Annotated in this window: 17 protein-coding genes; 8 read left to right on the forward strand and 9 right to left on the reverse strand. The window is 60.4% G+C overall.

The annotated features are described in order from the left end of the window. Nucleotides 1–12: 12 nt before the first annotated feature. Nucleotides 13–1,092 (reverse strand): hypothetical protein, encoded by a 1,080-nt coding sequence (locus tag Pan216_RS20215; protein ID WP_145260797.1) that lies wholly within the window; start codon nucleotides 1,090–1,092, stop codon nucleotides 13–15. A 179-nt stretch (nucleotides 1,093–1,271) separates the two neighbouring features. Here Pan216_RS20215 and Pan216_RS20220 point away from each other — a divergent pair, with 179 nt between their 5' ends. Beyond that, complete coding sequence (locus Pan216_RS20220) at nucleotides 1,272–4,751, forward strand: DUF1553 domain-containing protein (protein ID WP_145260799.1); 3,480 nt, start codon at nucleotides 1,272–1,274, stop codon at nucleotides 4,749–4,751. A gap of 2 nt (nucleotides 4,752–4,753) precedes the next feature. Then, entirely contained in the window at nucleotides 4,754–6,205 is a 1,452-nt protein-coding gene (locus Pan216_RS20225; protein ID WP_145260801.1) for a DUF1501 domain-containing protein, read from the forward strand. A 2-nt stretch (nucleotides 6,206–6,207) separates the two neighbouring features. Here the strand turns inward: Pan216_RS20225 and Pan216_RS20230 are convergent, their stop codons facing one another. After that, a complete protein-coding gene (locus Pan216_RS20230) occupies nucleotides 6,208–7,347 on the reverse strand; it encodes an extracellular catalytic domain type 1 short-chain-length polyhydroxyalkanoate depolymerase (protein WP_145260803.1) in 1,140 nt (379 codons plus the stop codon). An 858-nt stretch (nucleotides 7,348–8,205) separates the two neighbouring features. On the opposite strand from Pan216_RS20230, the gene Pan216_RS20235 reads away from it, so the two are divergent. Continuing rightward, a complete protein-coding gene (locus tag Pan216_RS20235) occupies nucleotides 8,206–8,577 on the forward strand; it encodes a hypothetical protein (RefSeq protein WP_145260805.1) in 372 nt (123 codons plus the stop codon). A gap of 172 nt (nucleotides 8,578–8,749) precedes the next feature. Here Pan216_RS20235 and Pan216_RS20240 read toward each other — a convergent pair whose 3' ends face one another. From Pan216_RS20240 to Pan216_RS20270, 6 genes are all read right to left on the reverse strand, one after another. Continuing rightward, entirely contained in the window at nucleotides 8,750–9,868 is a 1,119-nt protein-coding gene (locus Pan216_RS20240) for a tyrosine-type recombinase/integrase (RefSeq protein WP_145260806.1), read from the reverse strand. Nucleotides 9,869–10,129: 261 nt separating this feature from the next. After that, a complete protein-coding gene (locus Pan216_RS20245) occupies nucleotides 10,130–11,101 on the reverse strand; it encodes a hypothetical protein (protein WP_145260808.1) in 972 nt (323 codons plus the stop codon). Between the two features lie 69 nt (nucleotides 11,102–11,170). After that, the gene (locus tag Pan216_RS28515) at nucleotides 11,171–11,947 is read right to left on the reverse strand and encodes a tyrosine-type recombinase/integrase (protein ID WP_419192776.1); all 777 of its coding nucleotides are present in this window, start codon (nucleotides 11,945–11,947) and stop codon (nucleotides 11,171–11,173) included. A gap of 797 nt (nucleotides 11,948–12,744) precedes the next feature. Further along, complete coding sequence (locus Pan216_RS20255) at nucleotides 12,745–14,118, reverse strand: hypothetical protein (RefSeq protein ID WP_145260811.1); 1,374 nt, start codon at nucleotides 14,116–14,118, stop codon at nucleotides 12,745–12,747. Nucleotides 14,119–14,476: 358 nt separating this feature from the next. After that, a complete protein-coding gene (locus tag Pan216_RS20265) occupies nucleotides 14,477–15,175 on the reverse strand; it encodes an IS630 family transposase (protein ID WP_145254028.1) in 699 nt (232 codons plus the stop codon). Then, nucleotides 15,172–15,615 carry a helix-turn-helix domain-containing protein gene (locus tag Pan216_RS20270; RefSeq protein ID WP_145254025.1) on the reverse strand — a complete coding sequence of 148 codons (444 nt, stop codon included), beginning with the start codon at nucleotides 15,613–15,615 and terminating at the stop codon, nucleotides 15,172–15,174. Before Pan216_RS20270 ends, Pan216_RS20265 begins: the two co-directional genes overlap by 4 nt. A 123-nt stretch (nucleotides 15,616–15,738) precedes the next feature. Here Pan216_RS20270 and Pan216_RS20275 point away from each other — a divergent pair, with 123 nt between their 5' ends. Both Pan216_RS20275 and Pan216_RS20280 read left to right on the forward strand, forming a co-directional pair. Beyond that, complete coding sequence (locus Pan216_RS20275; protein WP_145260815.1) at nucleotides 15,739–15,939, forward strand: helix-turn-helix domain-containing protein; 201 nt, start codon at nucleotides 15,739–15,741, stop codon at nucleotides 15,937–15,939. Further along, the gene (locus tag Pan216_RS20280) at nucleotides 15,936–16,634 is read left to right on the forward strand and encodes an IS630 family transposase (protein WP_145254028.1); all 699 of its coding nucleotides are present in this window, start codon (nucleotides 15,936–15,938) and stop codon (nucleotides 16,632–16,634) included. The genes Pan216_RS20275 and Pan216_RS20280 overlap by 4 nt, the downstream gene beginning before the upstream one ends. A 74-nt stretch (nucleotides 16,635–16,708) precedes the next feature. Here Pan216_RS20280 and Pan216_RS20285 read toward each other — a convergent pair whose 3' ends face one another. Continuing rightward, a complete protein-coding gene (locus Pan216_RS20285; RefSeq protein WP_145260816.1) occupies nucleotides 16,709–17,464 on the reverse strand; it encodes an ISL3 family transposase in 756 nt (251 codons plus the stop codon). 65 nt (nucleotides 17,465–17,529) lie between these two features. Here Pan216_RS20285 and tnpA point away from each other — a divergent pair, with 65 nt between their 5' ends. The 3 genes from tnpA to Pan216_RS20300 all read left to right on the forward strand — a co-directional run bounded on the left by tnpA (nucleotide 17,530) and on the right by Pan216_RS20300 (nucleotide 19,976). Then, complete coding sequence (gene tnpA / locus Pan216_RS20290; protein ID WP_145260818.1) at nucleotides 17,530–17,883, forward strand: IS66 family insertion sequence element accessory protein TnpA; 354 nt, start codon at nucleotides 17,530–17,532, stop codon at nucleotides 17,881–17,883. Nucleotides 17,884–17,885: 2 nt separating this feature from the next. After that, nucleotides 17,886–18,278, forward strand: a complete 393-nt coding sequence (gene tnpB / locus Pan216_RS20295) for an IS66 family insertion sequence element accessory protein TnpB (RefSeq protein ID WP_145260820.1) — start codon at nucleotides 17,886–17,888, stop codon at nucleotides 18,276–18,278. Between the two features lie 453 nt (nucleotides 18,279–18,731). Beyond that, a complete protein-coding gene (locus tag Pan216_RS20300) occupies nucleotides 18,732–19,976 on the forward strand; it encodes an ISL3 family transposase (RefSeq protein WP_145254871.1) in 1,245 nt (414 codons plus the stop codon). The last annotated feature ends 1 nt before the right edge of the window (nucleotide 19,977 follow it).

The following is a 19,977-nucleotide window of genomic DNA, read 5'->3' on the forward strand; positions in this document are numbered from 1 at the left end:
ACGGTCCCATCGTCATGGAATGCCAATTTCAAGCTCGGTAAGAACGTGATCGATCTTGTTGGCGACGCCGTAGGTTCCGCTCGCGGGGCCGGCGAAATAGAGACCAACAATGGCGGCTTCGGTGCGATCCACGACCGCCGACCCGCTGTCCCCGCCCAAACCGAACGGCTCCGACGTCGTGGTCACAATCCGGAGTTGGTCCTCAAAGAGCGCCACCACACTGGGATCATTATGATCCATCCCGACGAGAGCGTCATACTCGATGTCGTCGATTTTGCCTTCCGAGTAGCCCGTCGTCCGGCCGTGCTTGCGTACCAACATCTCCGCCTCGGGCTCCTTGGTTCCCACGATTTCGCCGATGGAACAGATCTCCGGGACGTGGCCGACACCACCCAACAAGATGCCCAAGGCCGCGTCAACCCGATTGGGAGTGACCCCACCCATTTGGATCTCCACGAAGCGGTGAAGATTCGCGAAGTGCTCGAGGTACGTCCCGCCATCGGCGGGCCCTTGCTGATAGAGAGGATCGCCGATCAACGCGGCGTTGACGTTCGCGAACACGTGATTGTTGCTCAGCACGTAGGTCGCCGAGGGATCGTCGGTCAAGCGCATGGAACGGCAGAACGTTCCGAGCGTTCCCGCGGTGATGTCGCGATGCCCCGCGCTAATACCGGCGACGACCGGCCGCTGCTTCTCCCTGCGACGCGTCGAACAACTCGCGGCCGCGGCCTTGGGACCACCAGCCGGCGCCGGCTTCTTCGAGCGCCGTTTCACGAGAAGGTACGCCGGGTCGGCTTCGACCACGTCGGTCGGGATTCCATTGATTTCCGTCGGCAGACGGTCCCTCGGGGAGAGAAGCGACTCGGGAAGTTTCTGGACCACGTAGAGTCTCACCGCGAGGTCGTTCCCCGTGTTCTCCGCCGTTCTCTTTCGACCGATCCCGACGGCGTGGACGTTGCGTCCAGCGTTTCCCACCGCGGCATGGACCGATAGCGTCGGGCGACGACCAATGACCTGGCCTCCCAAACCCAGTTGAAGGACTTGTGATCGAATCACACGCTTCGCCGCCCGTAGATCGTTGATGCTCGCCATGGCCCCCTCTCCCTTGTGTTCGGTTTCCTTCCACCTACCTGTGGGGAGGTCGCGACGTTCCCCAAGATTTCTCGAATTGCGGACTAACCAACCCTTCTCTTTCCCGATTCGTCACTATGCGTTAGGATAACGGAGCCTCCATCCGCCCACCGGACCCAGCTTCCCATGCGAGGTTCTCGATGCACTCCAGGTTGAGTTCCGCTTTCGTCTCGCTCGTCGTCATCCTCGCTTCGGGACACCGTTGCGCGGCCGCCGATGCCCACGCCATCGACTTCAACCGCGACATTCGACCAATCCTCTCGAAGAACTGCTTCTCCTGCCACGGGCTCGACGAAGGGCATCGTTCGGCGGGGCTTCGGTTGGACGAGCGAGCCGGCGCGATGGTCGAACTCGACAGCGGGGAACGGGCGATCGTGCCCGGCCATGCCGATCGCAGCGAACTCCTCGCCCGCGTCGCCACCGACGATGACTCGATCAAGATGCCACCCGAGGAGACCGGAAACGCACTCTCTGTCCAGCAGATCGATTTGCTCCGCCGCTGGATCGAACAAGGAGCGCCCTACGCCAAGCACTGGTCGTTCGCCGTCCCAAAGAAGCGTCGACTTCCGAAGGTCATCCGCAAGGATTGGCCCCAAAACGAGGTCGATCACTTCATCTTGGCGCGACTCGAGCGGGAAGGTCTCTCGCCCGCTCCCCAAGCCGATCGTCCGACGCTGATCCGCCGACTGAGCCTCGATCTTCGGGGATTGCCGCCGACGCCCGAAGAGGTCGACGTCTTCGTGAACGATCGTCGCCCCGGCGCCTATGAACGCCTTGTCGATCGCTTCCTGAATGACCCCGCCTACGGCGAACGCTGGGCGCGGATGTGGCTCGATCTAGCCCGCTACGCCGATTCAAAAGGCTACGGATCCGACCCCCTACGGGAAATTTGGCGCTACCGCGACTGGGTCATCGACGCCTTCAACGCGAACAAGCCCTTCGACGAGTTCACCATCGAGCAACTCGCGGGCGATCTGCTCCCCAAGCCGTCCCTCGATCAACTGATGGCGACGGCCTTTCATCGCAACACGATGACCAACACTGAAGGCGGCACCGATGACGAGGAGTTCCGCGTCGAAGCCGTCCGCGATCGGGTCGACACCACGATCCAGGTCTGGATGGGACTGACGATGGGTTGCGCGAAGTGCCACACGCACAAGTACGATCCGGTGACCCAGACCGAGTACTACCGCTTCTACGCCTTCTTCAATCAGACCGAGGACAACGATCGCCCCGACGAGGCTCCCACGATCCCCGCGCCAACCGACGCGATCCGCGAAGCCAACCGCGCGATCGACAGAGAGGTCGCCGAGCTCCGTCATCAACTCGATCAACCGACGGCGGAGTTGGCCGTCCTGCAGCAGACTTGGGAGGAGAAGCTTCGAAGCCGTGCCACCTGGACGCCACTGACCCCGCAAACCTTCCGAGCCCAAAGCGGCGCGGCCCTCGAACGTCTCGACGACGGCTCGCTCTTGGCCAAGGGGAAGATCCCGGCGACGGAAACCTACACCGTCGAAGGCGTGCGCAATCTCCACGGCATCACCGCGATCCGCCTCGAAGCGATCCCCGATCCCTCCCTTCCGCGTGGCGGCGCGGGACGGGGCGCCGATGGCAACTTCGTCCTCTCGTCGCTAGGAGTGGCGACGGCCGATCCCGCGGTGGCCGGTCAGCCGGTCGAGGGACGCTACCTCCGCGTCGAGCTCCCCGGCAACGATCGCCTCTTGTCGCTCGCCGAAGTGCAGGTCTTTGGCGACGGCACCAACCTCGCCCGCTTCGGCAAGGCCACCCAATCGAGCACCGACTTCAGCGGGCCGGCGGAATGGGCCATCGACGGCAGGACCAACGGCGACTACACGAAGGGCCGTTCGACGACGCATACCGCGAAGGAAGACGATCCTTGGTGGGAAGTCGACCTCGGCCGTGCGGAAGCGATCGACAGCGTCACACTCTGGAACCGGACCGACAACAACAACCAAGATCGGCTTCGCGGCTGCCGCGTCTCGATCCTCGACGAGCGGCGCCAACCGGTTTGGCAACGAACGGTCACTGAGCCTCCCAATCCTAAGGTCGACCTGGTGATCTCGGGCAAGCAGCCGGTCGAACTTAAGAAGGGTGTCGCGAGCTTCGCCCAGTCGGGCTTTTCGGTGATGGATGTCATCAAGCCCAAGAGCCTCACGCAGAACGGCTGGGCCGTCGCCCCGCATCAGCAGAAGGCTCAAACCGCGATCTTCTTGCCAACCAAGCCCTTCGGCGATGGCAAGGACTCCGTCCTGAGCGTTCGGCTCGATCATCGCTTCAAGGACCCGGGCTACGCCCTCGGACGCTTTCGGCTCTCGGTCACCAACGATCCGGCCGTCAATGAGTGGCTAAGCGTCCCGGCCGATGTTCTCGCTCTCGTGGATACCCCGCTGGAGGACCGCACCGACGAGCAGTCGCGCCGCGTCGATCGCTACTTCCGCACGATCACCCCGGCCCTGCAACCGGTGCGCGACCGCATCGCGGCATTGGAGAAGTCGCGTCCGAAGGCCCCCACGCTCCCCATCATGAAGGCCCTTCCCTCCGATCGGCAGCGAGAGACGTACGTCATGGTGAAGGGGAACTTCCTCACGAAGGGAGCGACCGTTTCGCCCGCGGTGCCGGCCGCCTTCCACGCGATGGAGACCTCCGCGCCAACCAATCGTCTCGGGGTCGCCCGCTGGCTCGTCAGCCCGCGCAACCCGCTCACCGCCCGCGTCAATGCCAACCGGATCTGGTCGCAGCTTATGGGCATTGGAATCGTCGAGACCGAAGAGGACTTCGGCAGCCAGGGAGAACTCCCGAGCCACCCCGAGTTGCTCGACTGGCTCGCGGTCGATCTTGTCGAGAACGACTGGGATCTCAAGCAGCTGCTGCGGACGATCGTCACGTCGGCGACCTACCGGCAGGCCTCGACGACCACGCCCGAGAAGCTCAAGCGGGATCCCCGCAATCGCCTCCTCGCCCGCGGAGCTCGCTACCGACTGGCGGCCGAGACCGTCCGCGACCAGGCCCTCGCCCTGAGCGGACTCCTCTCGACCAAGATGCGGGGCGCCTCGGTCTTTCCGCCACAGCCGCCAGGACTTTGGCGGGCCGCCTTCAACGGGCGCGATCGCAAATGGGCCACGAGCGGCGACGAGGACCGCTTCCGCCGAGGCCTCTATACCTTTTGGCGCCGATCGGTTCCCTATCCCTCGATGGCGACCTTCGACGCCCCCAGTCGCGAGGTCTGCGCGGTTCGGCGGATCCGCACCAATACACCCTTGCAAGCCTTCGTCACCCTCAACGATCCGGTCTACATCGAGGCTGCCCAAGCCCTTGCTCGCCGCCTGGTGCGCGAGGGTGGCGCCACGCCCGAGGAGCGGATTCGCTATGGGCTGCGGCTTTGCCTCACGCGTCCTCCCGAGCAAAGCCAGGTCGACACCTTGCTCACGCTGCTGGCTTCGGAACAATCGCACTACAAAGCTCACCCCGACGAAGCCAAGACCATGGCGACCGAGCCCTTGGGACCGTTGCCCGAGGGAACCGCCCCCGAGGAGATGGCGGCCTGGACCGTCGTCGCCAACGTCTTACTCAACCTTGACGCCGTATTGACCAGAGGATGACCATGCCCTCGCGACTTGACCTTGCCCACTCGATCACCCGCCGGCATTTCCTCGAACGATGCCACGTGGGCCTCGGTTCGATCGCGCTCGCGGGAATGGCCGGCGCGAAAGCCCACGGAGCAACCGCGACCGACAACCCGCTGGCGGTGAAGACGCCACCTCTTCAGCCGAAAGCCAAACGGGTCATCTACCTGCACATGGCGGGTTCGCCTCCACAGCACGAGCTGTTCGACTACAAGCCGAAGCTCAAGCAGCACCATCTCCAGCCCTGCCCCGACGAGCTGATGAAGAACGTCCGCTTCGCCTTCATCAAGGGGCACCCGAAGCTACTCGGCTGTCCCTACAAATTCAGCCAGCACGGCGACAGCGGAGCCTGGGTCAGCGAGCTGATGCCGAACTTCAGCAAGCTCGTCGACGACGTCACCTTCATCAAGTCGATGAAGACCGACCAGTTCAACCACGCGCCGGCCCAGCTCTATCTCTACACCGGCTCTCCCCGCTTCGGCGGCGCCTCGATGGGATCGTGGGTGACGTGGGGCCTCGGGTCGGAGAATCAAGATCTGCCCGGCTTCGTGGTCCTCGTCAGCGGCGGCACCGATCCCAGTGGCGGCAAGAGTCTCTGGGGAAGCGGCTTTCTCCCTTCCGTCTTCCAGGGCGTTCAGTGCCGCACCAAGGGAGACCCGATCCTCTACGCCAGCAATCCCAAGGGCATGAGCCGAGACGTTCGAAGGCGGAGTCTCGACGCCCTCAAGAATCTCAACGAGGCGGAATGGAAACGGTTGGGCGATCCCGAGACGCTCACGCGCATCAGCCAATACGAACTCGCCTTCCGGATGCAGATGGCGGTGCCGGAAGTCATGGACATCCGCCGCGAACCGACCAAGGTCCGCGAAATGTATGGCGCCGAACCGGGTGAGTCCTCCTTCGCGAACAACTGTCTGCTCGCCCGCCGGCTTGTCGAGCAGGGAGTTCGCTACGTCCAGCTCTTCGACTGGGGCTGGGACATCCACGGGACCGGCAAGCACGACGACATCATGAACAAGCTTCCCCAGAAGTGCCGCGATGTCGACCAGCCGATCGCCGCACTCTTGACCGATCTAAAGCAGCGCGGACTCTTGGACGACACGCTCGTCATCTGGAGTGGCGAATTCGGCCGGACTTCCATGAACGAAGCTCGCAATGGCTCGACCTACTTGGGCCGTGACCATCACCCGTACTGTTTCACGATGTGGATGGCCGGCGGCGGCGTCAAACGGGGACACACCCACGGCGCCAGTGACGAGCTGGGCTACTTCATCACCGAGAACGAGACGTCCGTGCACGATCTGCAAGCGACAATCCTTCACCTGCTCGGGTTCGACCCGCACCAGCTCAAGTTCCCTTACCAGGGGCTCGAGCAACGGCTCATCGGGCCGGCCAACGATCCCCGCGTCTGCCAAGAGATCCTCGCGTAGCCTCAGTCGGCCTGTTTTCGTGGCGGCACTTTCTTGAAGAAGTCCCAGACGACTTCCCAGGCGTCGAAGTCGCGACTGGTCTTGCCGACGATCCGCCCGAGAAGGGCTGGCGGATCCGTTCCCGGTATCGTGTGACCACCATTCTTGACGACGTAGACCTCGACACGAACATCGTCATTGCCCAGTGGATAGCGGCGCACTTCGGTCGTCGTGCCGTCGTCCGGCTGACTCTCCTCGATCGTCGTGACCGTCGGCTCCCCGTCGATGTCGTTTGCCTCGAGGTACTTCTTGATGGTCTCATCCGTGGAAATGACCCGCCCGCGTCGCGCCAGGAGCCTGCCACCAACAGCGCCGCCGTCAATCGGTACCAATCCGTCCGAATCTCCCTGAATGATGAGCACCGAAATCGGGTGCGACGGCGAAAAGTCGTCGGCGACCGGTTCCGCGAGGCCGCCGATGATGGGGGCGATGGCCGCGAAGAGATCCGAGGCGTTGGCGGCGAGGTAGTGGGAGAAGATCCCACCGTTGGAGATGCCGGTGGCGTAGATCCTCGAGCGGTCGATGGGGTGACTCTTCGCCAATTCCGCGACGATCGAACGCACGAACTTGACGTCGTCGACCTTCTCACGCTGGGCGTTGATCGCCGGTGCTTCGCGACCATCGTTCCAGTTGCCGCCATACCCCTGGGGATAGACGACCAGGAATCCTTCTTTTTCCGCGAATTCATTCAAGCCGCGTCGTCGCGCGAAGCCCCGAGCCTTGCCACCACCGCCGTGGAAGACGAAGACGACGGGACTCCTCTCGGAAAGCGTCGAGGGCGTGAAGACGAAGTAGCTCCTCTCCCGGCCATCGAGTGTCATCTGGTGTTCGACGACCTGATTCACAAGCGCCGACTCGGATCGTCCACGGAGGGCTCTTCTCTCGCCAAGTGTGGAAAGTTCCTTGGCCGTCAACACGCCGTCCGCATCGGCGTCAAACCGTTTGAAGAGCCGGGGCGCCGTCAGTTCACTCTCGCTGAGCTTGCCGTCCCCATCCTTGTCAAATCGATCAAACAGCGTTCGCGTGCGCTTCGACTCGGCGGCGAGGACGACCGCTCCCAGGACGGCCAACACGACGACCGAGCGAGCGACCAACCAGTTCATGACGAGTGTCCTGTGACAGACCGACGGAAGCGCTCCCCTCGGCGCGACGCGTGGTCCCTACCTCATGAAACACCAAGAACGACTATTCGACTCCGCATGCGGTCACGCCGTCGGAAAACCGGTGGCGAAACACCGATACGCCGGATGACCCAACAAACGCCTCCGGAATCGTAACCAATTACGCGAACACGTGTTACAACAGAGCACCCTGCGGTGATCACTCGCTCGCCCTGTCGCTTCGAACCACCACTGAAGTACACCCGTTTGGTGACATAATCGCTTCATTCGGCCGCCGGGGTATCGGGAAGACCGATTGTACCGGCTGGGGAGGGAGAGGGAGACAAAACGGTTTCGGATTCCGCTCCGAAACTATTCCAGTATCCCCAACCTACCGATGAAAGAGACGAGCTTGTGATGGTAACCCGTTCGGCGGTTGCTGGGCCCGATCTGAGGCCCGACAGCATACGGGCGGGGAGAACCGGTGCCCAGAGCGTGGCTCCCCGGTGGTAATCACATAGCAGCTTGGAACCCGTTCTGCCTGCCGTCTTCTCTGAAAGGAGATGTTTCTCAATGAGCCGAACCTTCGTTTACGCCGCCCTGGCTGTGCTTGTGAGTGGGTTCGCCCTCTCGCACGCGCAAGCGGGCGGTTGTAGCGCATGTGACACATGTGCGACCTGTGAAAGCTGTTGCGATCCTTGTGGTGATCCCTGTGCCAAGACTGGCCTTCTCGCTCGCTTGTTCGCCAAGAAGCACTCTTGCTGCGATCCTTGCTGCGAATCCGCTCCGGTCTGCGATTGCGCCCCGGCGTGTGATAGCTGCTGCGACTCTTGCTGCGATCCTTGCTGCGAGGAGCCCGGCTTGCTCAAGAAGATCATGAACAAGATGAAGTGCAAGAAGGCTTGCGATTGCTGCGAGTGCGAAGCCGAGTGTGGCTGCGAAGCCGACTGTGGCTGCGAGGAAGCTTGCGAAGAGCCTTGCGATCCCTGCGCTTGTGGCTACAAGCGTGGTCTGATCGAGCGACTCGTCACCCGCTGCCCCAAGTGCGACGATTGCGGCTGCGACTGCGGTTGCACGCCCTGCGAAGTTGATTGTGGCTGCGATTGCGGATGCGATCCCTGCTGCAAGAAGGAGTGCTTCCTCAAGAAGCTCTTCAAGAAGAAGTGCGATCCTTGCTGCATGCCCGATTGCGGTTGCGAGAGCACCTGCACCAGCTGTGGCTGCGGTTCGTAACGCTTCCCTTCGCATGGACACGTGAGCCCCTAGCGCCTCTCTTGTCCGACAAACCGAACGCCATCGGCCGACCGGATCACAAGTCCGTCGGCCTTTGGCTTTTCTTGAGCGCCATGATTCCGACGGAACGATCTCAACCCAATTACCTTCCTTTGGTTACGACGACCGCCGATCAGTCGACCGGGTCCGCCTCGGTTGCTCTTTCGTGCTCGCGCCACGTCTGCGCCACGTTGTGTTTCGCCTGGTCTCTCCAGAGAGCGTCGACCGCCGCTGCCTCGGTGTCGGCGTAGAAACCCATCGTGGTCGCCAAGCTGGCGTGCCTCATCAGTTTCTGGAGAACTTGGGCGGGAACCTTTCCGGCCCATCGGCTCCCAACGCTTCGCCGCAGATCGTGCAACGTGATGAGCCCCGATTTCGAACCGCCGCTGATGCCGGCCCGCTTGGCGATTGCTTGGAAGCGTCCCGAACGATCCTTGGCGAGCTCGTTCACTTCATCGCTGGGGATGAGTCGATCAATCGGAAGCCCTCCGGGAAACCGCTCCCGCAAGATCGCGTCCAGTTCCGGCGAGACGATCGCGTGTTCGTCGCTGCTACCCCTCTTCGGGGTCGGGATGAGGATACGATGCCCCTCGAGGTCGATGTCCTCGCCCCGAACGTTGCGGGCCTCGCTGGACCGAAGTCCGGCATGCCAACAGAACGCGAGGAACAGTCGCCATCCGTCGTTGGGACAAGCCGCAATCAATCGGTCGAAGACTTCCCCCGTAATGTTCGCGGCCCCCCGGATCTTCCTCCGGCTGATTGCCTTCGGGGCTGGCGGCATCTCGATTGTCGGTACGCGCTCGATGTATTGCCGCTTGAACGCCCATCGGAGAATCACGCGGAGGTACCGGAGATGAAGCTGGACCGTGAAGGGGCTTAGCTCCCGCTCTCTCAGCTTGGCGACAAACGCCGCGATCGTCCTCTCTGTGATACTGTTGATCGTCGTCAGCTTGACGTGTCTCTCGAATACATCAAACACGTCGCGGGCTCGCTGCTGGTTGGTCGCCGACGTCTCGATGAGTTTCTCGGACTCGTACAACTCCCGCAAACGCGACCATTTCATTCGTCCGCTATCGACATCGACGCCGCGGTTCAAGTCGACCTCGAGTTCCGCTCGCTGCTGCTCGGCGGCCCTCCAGTCGTTGGTTCCCGTCGACTTCGTCCGGCGCTTGCCGGTCGTCGGATCGTGCCACTCCAGCGCGAGGGTACGCCCCTTGCGCTGCTGAATCCAGACTCTTGTGCGTTCAGGCATGATGCCTCCAGTACCGGGTTGCCGGGTGAAAGAGCCCCCACCCCGCCGGACCCGGTGGCCGACGAGGCAGGGGAGAAGATCAAGGGGACTTGGGGTCGGTGATCGTCTTTCGGTAGAGCGTTGCCATCGGGGTGGCCTCTTAGCTTGGTACGTCCGTTGTATCCGGAAGCCGCGCCCATCGCTGATGAGACTCAATCGCTCCTGGATCGACGGTCCGAGCGATGTCTCGAGAAGACCATCTGCCCGTGTCCATGATCACAGCTAGCCGTCGCCGAAGATGAAGGAGTCAAGGTCGTTTCGGCCTCTAAGATCCAATATATAATAAGGATCTGACGACATGCCTTTGAATGCCAAAGGTACTCTCAGAGGTACGACGTCTCTTATCTCTGAGATGTGAAAGCCCAGGTCCAGCACCAAGCCTTTCTCGCTCTTTCCAGCAAGATTCACTGGCTCCGAGAATACAAGTTCGATCTCGGCAAACCCGGAAGAGTGGATGATGATGCCGCCCTTCGACGCTACCACTCTTGGCGCCGTCGAGTCCTTGACGTTGAAGATCTGTACTATTGAAGTCTGTCCGTCAACCTTGCAAGACAATCGTCCCGTGTCGACCAGTACGGATGAGGCTCCCTGGTACTCGATGAGCACTTCTATGATGCCCTTATAACACAAGGTCTCGATGGACGTGCCCGATACGGTGTAAGTCATCTTGGAGAATGTAGCATCTCTTGCGATGAGCTCTGGAGTCTTAACTCGCTTGTTCAAGATTCTCAATAGGTCAGAGTGGTATGCGGATCGAGTAATTGTGCCGTCTCGCCACGGCACTTCGTACTTGTTTGGGTCCTTCTCGAACTGAACACGATACGGTGATTCGTCTGTGTGGAACACGAGAGCAACCACACTCTCGCCACCGTCTTCGAGAATGACATTCTGCGCGAACTTCAGTCTTGGTTTCGGCTCGCCCAGGTATTTCATGATTGAAGGCAGGATGCTGCTGATCTCATCTTCCTGGTGTTGCTCGACTTTCTTCTCTGCCGACTCATCAATGCCAACGATAAAGAGAATCTCTTGGTCCATCGCTGCATTGGCTGCGCCGGCGATTTGTCTGGCAATTCGGTGTTTGCCTGAGTCTGGCAACGAAAGCTTCAGTTCCGAGAAGGAGTCCTCTTGCTTGCCACCGTTTCTAACCACACGTGCAATATCGTTGACCTTCGCGTGAACTTGGCGTGAATCCATGGCTCCCCTCTCCACGGCCCGGCCACTAACGCGACCGGGCCAGATCCTCGATAAAACACTTCGACACCATCACAATGGTCGTGGCAGTTTGTCAACGATCGAGGCTCGCCCCGCGATCCTCGGGTCGATGTAGCTTCTCTCGGTGAGCCAACGGACGCTGTGTCCAAGGTCGGCCGTCGCGCTTCCCGGACAGACGGCCTCGCCATAGCTGGCTCGCGAACGTCTGATGCGGTGCCACTGCCCGCGAATGCTCGGATCGTAGAGACCGGCACGGTCAAGAAGCCGTCGGAACTTCCGCGTCAGATGGGGCCACGTGTAGGGCCAGGGCAGAAGCAGCTCTCGGTGGACGTCCCAGATTTTCTCGAGCTCGACGGCCGTCTGCACGGAGAACCCGACGAGCAAGTCTTCGGCATCCTTGCGCGTCTCTCCTCGTATCAGGGCGGTCCTTAACCTGATGTCGACATCGGCCGTCCTGACTTTCGTCAGCGCGGATCGTCTGATACCCGTGTCGTAGGCGAAAAGGATCGCCGCCGGCCACCACTTCGACGCCGGGATAGAGAAGCTCTCGCACTGAACCCAACCGGACGCGCTCTCGGCTGCCCGTAGCAGTCGCCCTATCTCCTCAACAGTCCAAGCGTTCGGGATCTTCTTCGTTTCTTTGAGTTTCCGAAACCGCGGTAGCTTGTCGACGTCGCCGGCGTGGAAGGCAAATCTCCAAACAGCTTGGATGTGCCGCAAGTCGCGGTTGATGGTCTGGGGCCTCACTTCGTCGCTTTCGAGGCGTCCCTTCGCCAACTCCGCCATCATCCGATCGGAGAAGTCGCTGATTCTGACAATCCGACCCACGATTCGCTCGAGATGCCGAATCGCGACCTCGTACCCATTCGTCGTTTCGGGGGCAGTCCCGACCAGCCTTTCCGGCGCGTACCGGTCTCGGAAATAGTTGATCACGCGAGTGAATGACGCGGTCTCGTTGATCGGATCAAGGGGCTTGACCGCTGAGACTCGCGTCCGACCGGACTGAATCCGGCAATGGGGGTTAGGAATTCTCCTAACGAGCGTATGTAGCTTTTTGGCTACACCCCCGCCCTGCCTCACTTCACTCTCACTGGACTCTCGCCCCATCCGAGTTTTCATCGGCATTCCGACGCTCCGTCCGACTCGCGCTCCGGGCCGGCGTGGCCCGAACGCGCAGCGGGTCACCTGGTGCCGCTCGACGACGCGCCGAGCGCGCGCACGATCGACCGGAACCATTGCGAAGAGCAAATGACAGACGGAGGGCTGGCGATAGGATAGATGACAGCCATGGGCTCCGACCTTCCTGTAGGTCGATTCGTGGTCAGGGCTGCCGGGTGGTCTCAACACCCGGCGAGCCCGCTTCAAATCTATCGAATTGGCTGTCATGGCGTCAACGAGATACACGAGATTCCACCCGCCCTAAAGTATACTTTAAAGCCTTTGATTTGGGTCGTTCTACTGCTATTGGATCGGGGGCTTGGGGGGGTGCGTTAACCTATTGGTTTACGGCGTTAGTGACGCTCCCAACAAGGCGTTACCGGATATAGTAACGGGTGTAGAACAATTCCTACAGCACTCACGGCTTAGCTTTGAACCCAGAGCGAAGCGCGATCGCTCACGCGTCACTAGTTCGGCAACGGGTTGATGGGTCGTCTATTCTGTTGCATCTTCGCCTGTTTGTCGGTCGCTCTCTCGATGGCTTCCGCCGCTCGTTCCAATCGCTCCGCCGCGAGGGACTGTTTCTCCGCAGCTTGTTGAAGCTCTTGAACTTGGGCTTTGTCGCGGCGGGAGTAGCTCCCATCGGCGGACAATTGATCCTTCAGGTCGCGGGCCTGGAACGATAGATCCGACGCCCGTTGTCTCGCCGCTCTCGCCTGCTGACGTTCCTGGAGTTCGGCGGGAAGGAATCCCTGCACGACCTCATCTTGATTGAGCCGTTGTTGGCGCTGGGCGAGGACTTGGTTGATGGCCTGGGGTGCGAATCGCTGTTGATTGGCGGGAAGGAACTGGTTCGCGAACTGGAACGCTTGAGCCCCCGCGTCGAGCCCAGCGCCTAACTTGCTCTTGTCAAGGACCTGATTGAGCGGACCGCTTAGGGCGGAAGCCGTCTTGCCGATCGCGTCCCTGGTATCCTGTTGCTTGCGTTCGCGCTCCGCCTTCTTGTCGGCTTCGGCCTGGAACCGTGCCACTTCCCGCTGTCGCGCGAGAAGGTCGGACCGTTGCCCTTGGAGACGCGCCAACTGTTGCTCGGCGTCGAACAGTGGTTCGTTGGCGAACCCACCCAAACCGGGAATGTTGCCAAGGATGTTGCGGCGGATGCCATGCTTGTGACCGGACACAACGTTTTGTTGCTCGAGGATTTTCTTGTCGATGTCCGAGATGGCGGTATTGATCTCGTTCGCCTCGTTCTGCCTCGCGACCGCCTCTTGCCCCATCTGAAGCTCGCGCAGCTTTTGGCGGACGCTGTCGGCCGTCTTGCCGAACCGCTCCAGGGCCTTCTCTCCCTTCTCGACGTCGTTCGACGATTTCAGGAAGTTGTAACCGAGCGTCAGCGCCGCGGACGCCAGACCGGGGACCGCGAACAAGAGCGGACTGATGCCGCCGAGCAGCATCGACAGGTTGTTCGACGCCGCCCGCGCGCCCGAGATGATGCCTTGCCAGCCACCTTGCATCGACGCGACCACCGCGAAGTCATCGAGTCCCTGGGAAAGCGCTGTTACCTGCATCTTGTCGAGACCGAGTGTCTTGTTCGCCTGATTCCCGCCCTTGGAAAGGTTCTTGTAGGCGAGTTTCAATTCCTCGATCCGGCCGCGGACTCGAACGACTTCGGCCGCTTGGGCCTTCAATGCCGCTTGGGCTGCTTTACCGCCGGCGGTGGCGGTCTTGGCCGTGTTGAGTAGCTCTTTCGAGAGCAGCTTCTCTTTCTGAATCATCTTCGTCATCTCGGCGAGCGCATGGGACGCGTCGCCGTCGTACCGCAGGGTGGCTACCTCGGGCATTGTTCTTCCTCCAACCAGTGAAGATCAGACCACGTGGGCAAGTAGGATGGATCTAGTGGTTCATCTATCCTAGGATTTCGGGTTGGTTGATTGCTTCTGTTCGAGGAAACTTGCTGCTTCCTGGAAAGCACGGAGGTTTCCCAATGAACAAGAAGTACATCGTTCGCCTCACGGAAGAGGAACGCGCAACTTGTCACGCGGTCATCAAGAAGCTCAAAGGCTCCTCCCAGAAGGTTCGACGGGCACAAATGCTCTTGAAGACAGACGCCAACGGTCCGGCGTGGACGGATGAGAGAATTGCCGAGGCTTTTGGTTGTCGTGTCCAGACCGTTGAGAATCTACGCAAACGCCTAGTGCATCATCCATTCTTAATTTTTGGGTAGAGTCGGGCCAGTTTGGTGCGTGCTTCGTCGATTTGTAGTTGCCAGTCGACGCCGCGCTGCTTCTGGTTGGTCTGATCGGACCAAGCCCCGATTTCGTCTCGTAATTCGTCGAGTTCGCCGACGCGTCGACCGGTCAGACACTGTCGTGTCATCGCGCTCAGTTCGCATTCGGCGACGTTTAGCCAGCTCCCATGCTTCGGAGTGTAGACGAACGTGATTCGCTTGACATAGGCACGTGCCACGGCAGGCTCAAACAACTCGTAGAACGCTCCCTTGGTGTGGGTGTTTAGGTTGTCGAGAACCAGCGTCACTTGCTGGCAATCGGCGTAGCGAGTGTCGAGCAGTTGCGCGACCTCTTGCGCCCAATCAACCTTGGTGCGTTGCGACCTGGCCGTCGCTTGGCGAAAACCTGAAAGCGGCTCGCTGAACATGAAGATGCTCGCCGTTCCGTTTCGTTCATACTCGTAATCGACTCGCTTGGGATGGTCCTTGGCAGCTTCAATCGGCTGCCTTGTTTCTTTGATCAGCTGGACCGGTTGCTCGTCCATGCAAATGACCGGATGGTCTGCATCGTAGGGTCTTTCATAGGTTTCGAGGACTTCCTCCATGCAAGCGACGAACTCAGCGTCGTTCTCGGGGGGGATCACCCAATAGTCGATCATACGCTTGGTCATGCGATTTTTTTTAGCGTCTTGCGAACGGTCTCGGGACAAATGGATTCCACTACCTCTAGTTTAACCAATTGATCGGCAAGCAGTTGCAGCGTCCACTTGCCGTATCCCTTGGGCGGCTCTCCCAGACGCATGGCGATTAGTCTTGCTTCGGCCTGCCCGTCGAGCTTCGGCGGAGTCGGTGGCTTCTCGCGTCTCATTCCATCCAATGCCAACGCAAAACTCTCGGTGACTAGGCGTTTGCGTAGATTCTCAACGGTCTGGACACGACAACCAAAAGCCTCGGCAATTCTCTCATCCGTCCACGCCGGACCGTTGGCGTCTGTCTTCAAGAGCATTTGTGCCCGTCGAACCTTCTGGGAGGAGCCTTTGAGCTTCTTGATGACCGCGTGACAAGTTGCGCGTTCCTCTTCCGTGAGGCGAACGATGTACTTCTTGTTCATTGGGAAACCTCCGTGCTTTCCAGGAAGCAGCAAGTTTCCTCGAACAGAAGCAATCAACCAACCCGAAATCCTAGGATAGATGAACCACTAGTCACCGAGAGTTTTGCGTTGGCATTGGATGGAATGAGACGCGAGAAGCCACCGACTCCGCCGAAGCTCGACGGGCAGGCCGAAGCAAGACTAATCGCCATGCGTCTGGGAGAGCCGCCCAAGGGATACGGCAAGTGGACGCTGCAACTGCTTGCCGATCAATTGGTTAAGCTAGAGGTAGTGGAATCCATTTGTCCCGAGACCGTTCGCAAGACGCTAAAAAAAATCGCATGACCAAGCGTATGATCGACTATTGGGTGATCCCCCCCGAGAACGACGCTGAGTTCGTCGCTTGCATGGAGGAAGTCCTCGAAACCTATGAAAGACCCTACGATGCAGACCATCCGGTCATTTGCATGGACGAGCAACCGGTCCAGCTGATCAAAGAAACAAGGCAGCCGATTGAAGCTGCCAAGGACCATCCCAAGCGAGTCGATTACGAGTATGAACGAAACGGAACGGCGAGCATCTTCATGTTCAGCGAGCCGCTTTCAGGTTTTCGCCAAGCGACGGCCAGGTCGCAACGCACCAAGGTTGATTGGGCGCAAGAGGTCGCGCAACTGCTCGACACTCGCTACGCCGATTGCCAGCAAGTGACGCTGGTTCTCGACAACCTAAACACCCACACCAAGGGAGCGTTCTACGAGTTGTTTGAGCCTGCCGTGGCACGTGCCTATGTCAAGCGAATCACGTTCGTCTACACTCCGAAGCATGGGAGCTGGCTAAACGTCGCCGAATGCGAACTGAGCGCGATGACACGACAGTGTCTGACCGGTCGACGCGTCGGCGAACTCGACGAATTACGAGACGAAATCGGGGCTTGGTCCGACCAGACCAACCAGAAGCAGCGCGGCGTCGACTGGCAACTACAAATCGACGAAGCACGCACCAAACTGGCCCGACTCTACCCCAAAATTAAGAATGGATGATGCACTAGGCCGCGTCTCCAGGGGAGACTTCGCTTCCAACGGCTTGTGTGTCCGCCATTTTTTTTGCCTCGTCTTCAGAATTTGTGGGTCGATGGTGGCTCGGGGAGGTTGCCGAGATTGTGATAGAGAGCGTATTTGAGGGTGCTGGGGTCGCGAAAGCCGTAGGATCGGCGGGTCGTCAATTTGACCTTCAGATTCATTCCCTCGACGGCGCCCGCGGAAATCTCTCCTTTTGCCTCGAACCAATTGAAGATCTGCTCGGCGTGACGCTCGAGGGTTCGTGCCAGGTTGCGCATCGGTTCGATCCGTGTGCTCAAGGCCCGGTCGAGCCACTCCTGGAAGAAGGATCCGATCCGCCAGGGAGCCTTGTAGTCCCAAAGCCGCTGGAAGTCTTCCTTCATCAGGTAGCACTTGACCGTCCTGAGGTTGTGCGTCAACAACTCGTTGAGACGAAGGACCTCCTTGCGTTTGAGGTTGCCGCGACGCTTGAGCAGCAGCCAACGCGTCCGCTTGAGCACCTCGAAGCCCTTGCGTTTGAGTTCGCGTGCCTCCTGGGCCCGCACCTTGTCGATCGCCTTGTTGAACAACTGCATGATGTGGAAGCGGTCGAGGATGTGCAGGGCCCCATTGGCCTCGCGAGCGATGACCGACAGGTAGGCCTTCCACATGTCGCTGCAGATGTACTTCAGCCGCTCGGTTCGCCGCCTGCCAAAGAAACGAAAGAAACGACCGAGCGTCTCCTTGGTCCGGTCTTGCCCGACCCAAAGCAGACGACGCGATCCGCGGTCGATCTGATAGACCAAGGTGAAGTATTGGTGTGAGCGTTGCAACGGTGGCGTCTTGTGGGTTGCGGTAGGCTTGGGTTGGTTGGCCCTGGTTTGTCGCGAGGCGGAAGATGCGAGTTCGTTGTGCGGAGAAGGAAGCCTATTGGCGGAAGGTCGTTCGTCGGCAAGAGGAGAGCGGGCGGGGCGTTCGGAGGTTCTGCCGGGAAGAAGGGATTTCGGAGGCGTCGTTCTACGGCTGGCGGCGTGAGCTACAGCGACGCGATCGAAAAGAGAAACGGTCGACTGCGGTCGATGGCGGTGGGGCGTGTCCGTCGCCGTTCGTGACGTTGCGGGTGGTCTCCGAATCGACGAGCGTGATCGAGATCGTTCATCCCCGAGGCTACATCGTGCGGGCGCCGGCCCAAGTCGACAGCGACGCCTTGCGTCAAGTGCTTGCCGCCCTCGAGAGCGTCGAGGAGGAGTGAGCATGTGGTCGATCCCTCATCAGGTGCGGATCTTTCTGGCCCGGGAACCGGTCGATATGCGTAAGAGCTTTCACGGGCTCATCGCCTTGGCGGAATCGGTGCTCGAGCAAGATCCGCTTTCGGGCCATTTGTTCGTCTTCATCAATCGCCGCCGGGATCGCCTCAAGGTGCTCTATTGGGGCGGCGTCGGCTATTGCATTTGGTATCAGCAGTTGGAGGAAGGGAGCTATCAGCTTCCCGACGTCCAGGCGGCCGACGATGAGGCTGGCCTCGAGATCACTGCCGGACAATTGTCACTCATTCTCGAGGGCATCGACCTCTCCTCGGTCCGGCATCGCAAACGCTTTCAAGTCTCCGATCGGCACCGTGACACGCCGTCGTCCCGTCGTTCGTGACTTCCCTTCACTCTTTCCCGAATGATGCTCGCCGCTCCGCGGAGCCAGGACGTGCCGCTGCTCCTTCGTGACGCCAGTTCCCCGTCACGGCGGCGAGAGCCTGGAAGCCATGGGACGCCACGCGACCAAAACCGGCTCTATTGCCAAATCTGTGGGTGGTGAGTGTCTTCTCCGTTCCGCTTGGTAGTGGAGGTTACCGCCGTATGCCAAGGGCCGCGTCCGGCTGCTGCTTTGCCTGGTCTTCTCGCTTCGCTCGCCCTGCATCCTCGCCATCGTGGCTCGGCTTCGGTCGCCCGGCAAAGACTCCTCCTTGGCCGTTGGCGGGGAGGATGTTCCACTGGTCAAGCGGAAAGGAGAGAAGTCGGCAGGAGGCCAAAAAAGAGCATCCCGCTCTCGAGGGGCGCATGATGGAGTTTGCAAGGACTTCTTCAAACGCCAGCCGCGAGAGACGGGATGCGACTTCAGGTTATCCTCAACGCCTTGGAGCGTCACGGGAGTTTCGTCTACGAATCGGCGGCTTGGGCCGATTCGTCGAAAGAGGGACTGCTGGTTCGGGTTCGCCCACGGCGTCGCAGCCGGCCGATCTGTTCGGGTTGCGGGAATCGTGGCGGCACGTACGACCACTTGCCGGAACGCCGTTTTCAGCACGTGCCGTTGTGGGGCCTGGCGGTCTGGTTCGTCTACGCGGCGCGGCGGGTCGCATGCCCTGCTTGCGGGGTGAAGGTGGAACGCATTCCCTGGGCGTCGGGCAAGGAGCGAACGACGTCGAGCTTCCAATGGTTCCTGGCCCGTTGGGCCAAACGCTTGAGCTGGCGTGAGACCGCCGAGATCTTCGGCACGAGTTGGCACACCGTCTTTCGTGCGGTGAAAATGGCGGTTTGCTGGGGAATCCGCCATCGCGAGCTGGAAGGGATCGAGGCGATCGGCATCGACGAGGTCGCCTACCGCAAGGGGCATCAGTACTTCACCCTGGTCTATCAGATCGACCGCGGATCGCGTCGTCTGCTTTGGGTCGGGCAAGACCGGACCAAGGAGACGCTCGGTCGTTTCTTTCGCTTCTTCGGCAGGCGGCGAACCGAGCGGCTGAAGTACATCTGCAGCGACATGTGGAAAGCCTACCTGTCGGTCATCGCTCGCGAGGCCAATGGGGCCCTGCACATTCTCGACCGCTTCCACATCATGCAGTTGTTCAACAAGGCGATCGACAAGGTGCGGGCCCAGGAGGCACGCGAACTCAAACGCAAGGGCTTCGAGGTGCTCAAGCGGACGCGTTGGCTGCTGCTCAAGCGTCGCGGCAACCTCAAACGCAAGGAGGTCCTTCGTCTCAACGAGTTGTTGACGCACAACCTCAGGACGGTCAAGTGCTACCTGATGAAGGAAGACTTCCAGCGGCTTTGGGACTACAAGGCTCCCTGGCGGATCGGATCCTTCTTCCAGGAGTGGCTCGATCGGGCCTTGAGCACACGGATCGAACCGATGCGCAACCTGGCACGAACCCTCGAGCGTCACGCCGAGCAGATCTTCAATTGGTTCGAGGCAAAAGGAGAGATTTCCGCGGGCGCCGTCGAGGGAATGAATCTGAAGGTCAAATTGACGACCCGCCGCTCCTACGGCTTTCGCGACCCCAGCACCCTCAAATACGCTCTCTATCACAATCTCGGCAACCTCCCCGAGCCACCATCGACCCACAAATTCTGAA

The organism is Kolteria novifilia (genome assembly GCA_007748055.1).
GTDB classification, from domain to species: Bacteria; Planctomycetota; Planctomycetia; order Kolteriales; family Kolteriaceae; genus Kolteria; species Kolteria novifilia.

Bases quoted from the DNA above. Each gene is read 5' to 3' on its own strand.
- Pan216_RS20245 (WP_145260808.1), bottom strand. From the start codon at position 11,101: ATGGATTCACGCCAAGTTCACGCGAAGGTCAACGATATTGCACGTGTG.
- tnpA (WP_145260818.1), top strand. From the start codon at position 17,530: ATGCGAGTTCGTTGTGCGGAGAAGGAAGCCTATTGGCGGAAGGTCGTT.
- Pan216_RS20215 (WP_145260797.1), bottom strand. From the start codon at position 1,092: ATGGCGAGCATCAACGATCTACGGGCGGCGAAGCGTGTGATTCGATCA.
- Pan216_RS20220 (WP_145260799.1), top strand. From the start codon at position 1,272: ATGCACTCCAGGTTGAGTTCCGCTTTCGTCTCGCTCGTCGTCATCCTC.
- Pan216_RS20265 (WP_145254028.1), bottom strand. From the start codon at position 15,175: ATGACCAAGCGTATGATCGACTATTGGGTGATCCCCCCCGAGAACGAC.
- Pan216_RS20230 (WP_145260803.1), bottom strand. From the start codon at position 7,347: ATGAACTGGTTGGTCGCTCGCTCGGTCGTCGTGTTGGCCGTCCTGGGA.
- Pan216_RS20225 (WP_145260801.1), top strand. From the start codon at position 4,754: ATGCCCTCGCGACTTGACCTTGCCCACTCGATCACCCGCCGGCATTTC.
- Pan216_RS20255 (WP_145260811.1), bottom strand. From the start codon at position 14,118: ATGCCCGAGGTAGCCACCCTGCGGTACGACGGCGACGCGTCCCATGCG.
- Pan216_RS20270 (WP_145254025.1), bottom strand. From the start codon at position 15,615: ATGAACAAGAAGTACATCGTTCGCCTCACGGAAGAGGAACGCGCAACT.
- Pan216_RS20300 (WP_145254871.1), top strand. From the start codon at position 18,732: ATGCGACTTCAGGTTATCCTCAACGCCTTGGAGCGTCACGGGAGTTTC.
- Pan216_RS20280 (WP_145254028.1), top strand. From the start codon at position 15,936: ATGACCAAGCGTATGATCGACTATTGGGTGATCCCCCCCGAGAACGAC.
- Pan216_RS20275 (WP_145260815.1), top strand. From the start codon at position 15,739: ATGAGACGCGAGAAGCCACCGACTCCGCCGAAGCTCGACGGGCAGGCC.
- Pan216_RS20240 (WP_145260806.1), bottom strand. From the start codon at position 9,868: ATGCCTGAACGCACAAGAGTCTGGATTCAGCAGCGCAAGGGGCGTACC.
- tnpB (WP_145260820.1), top strand. From the start codon at position 17,886: ATGTGGTCGATCCCTCATCAGGTGCGGATCTTTCTGGCCCGGGAACCG.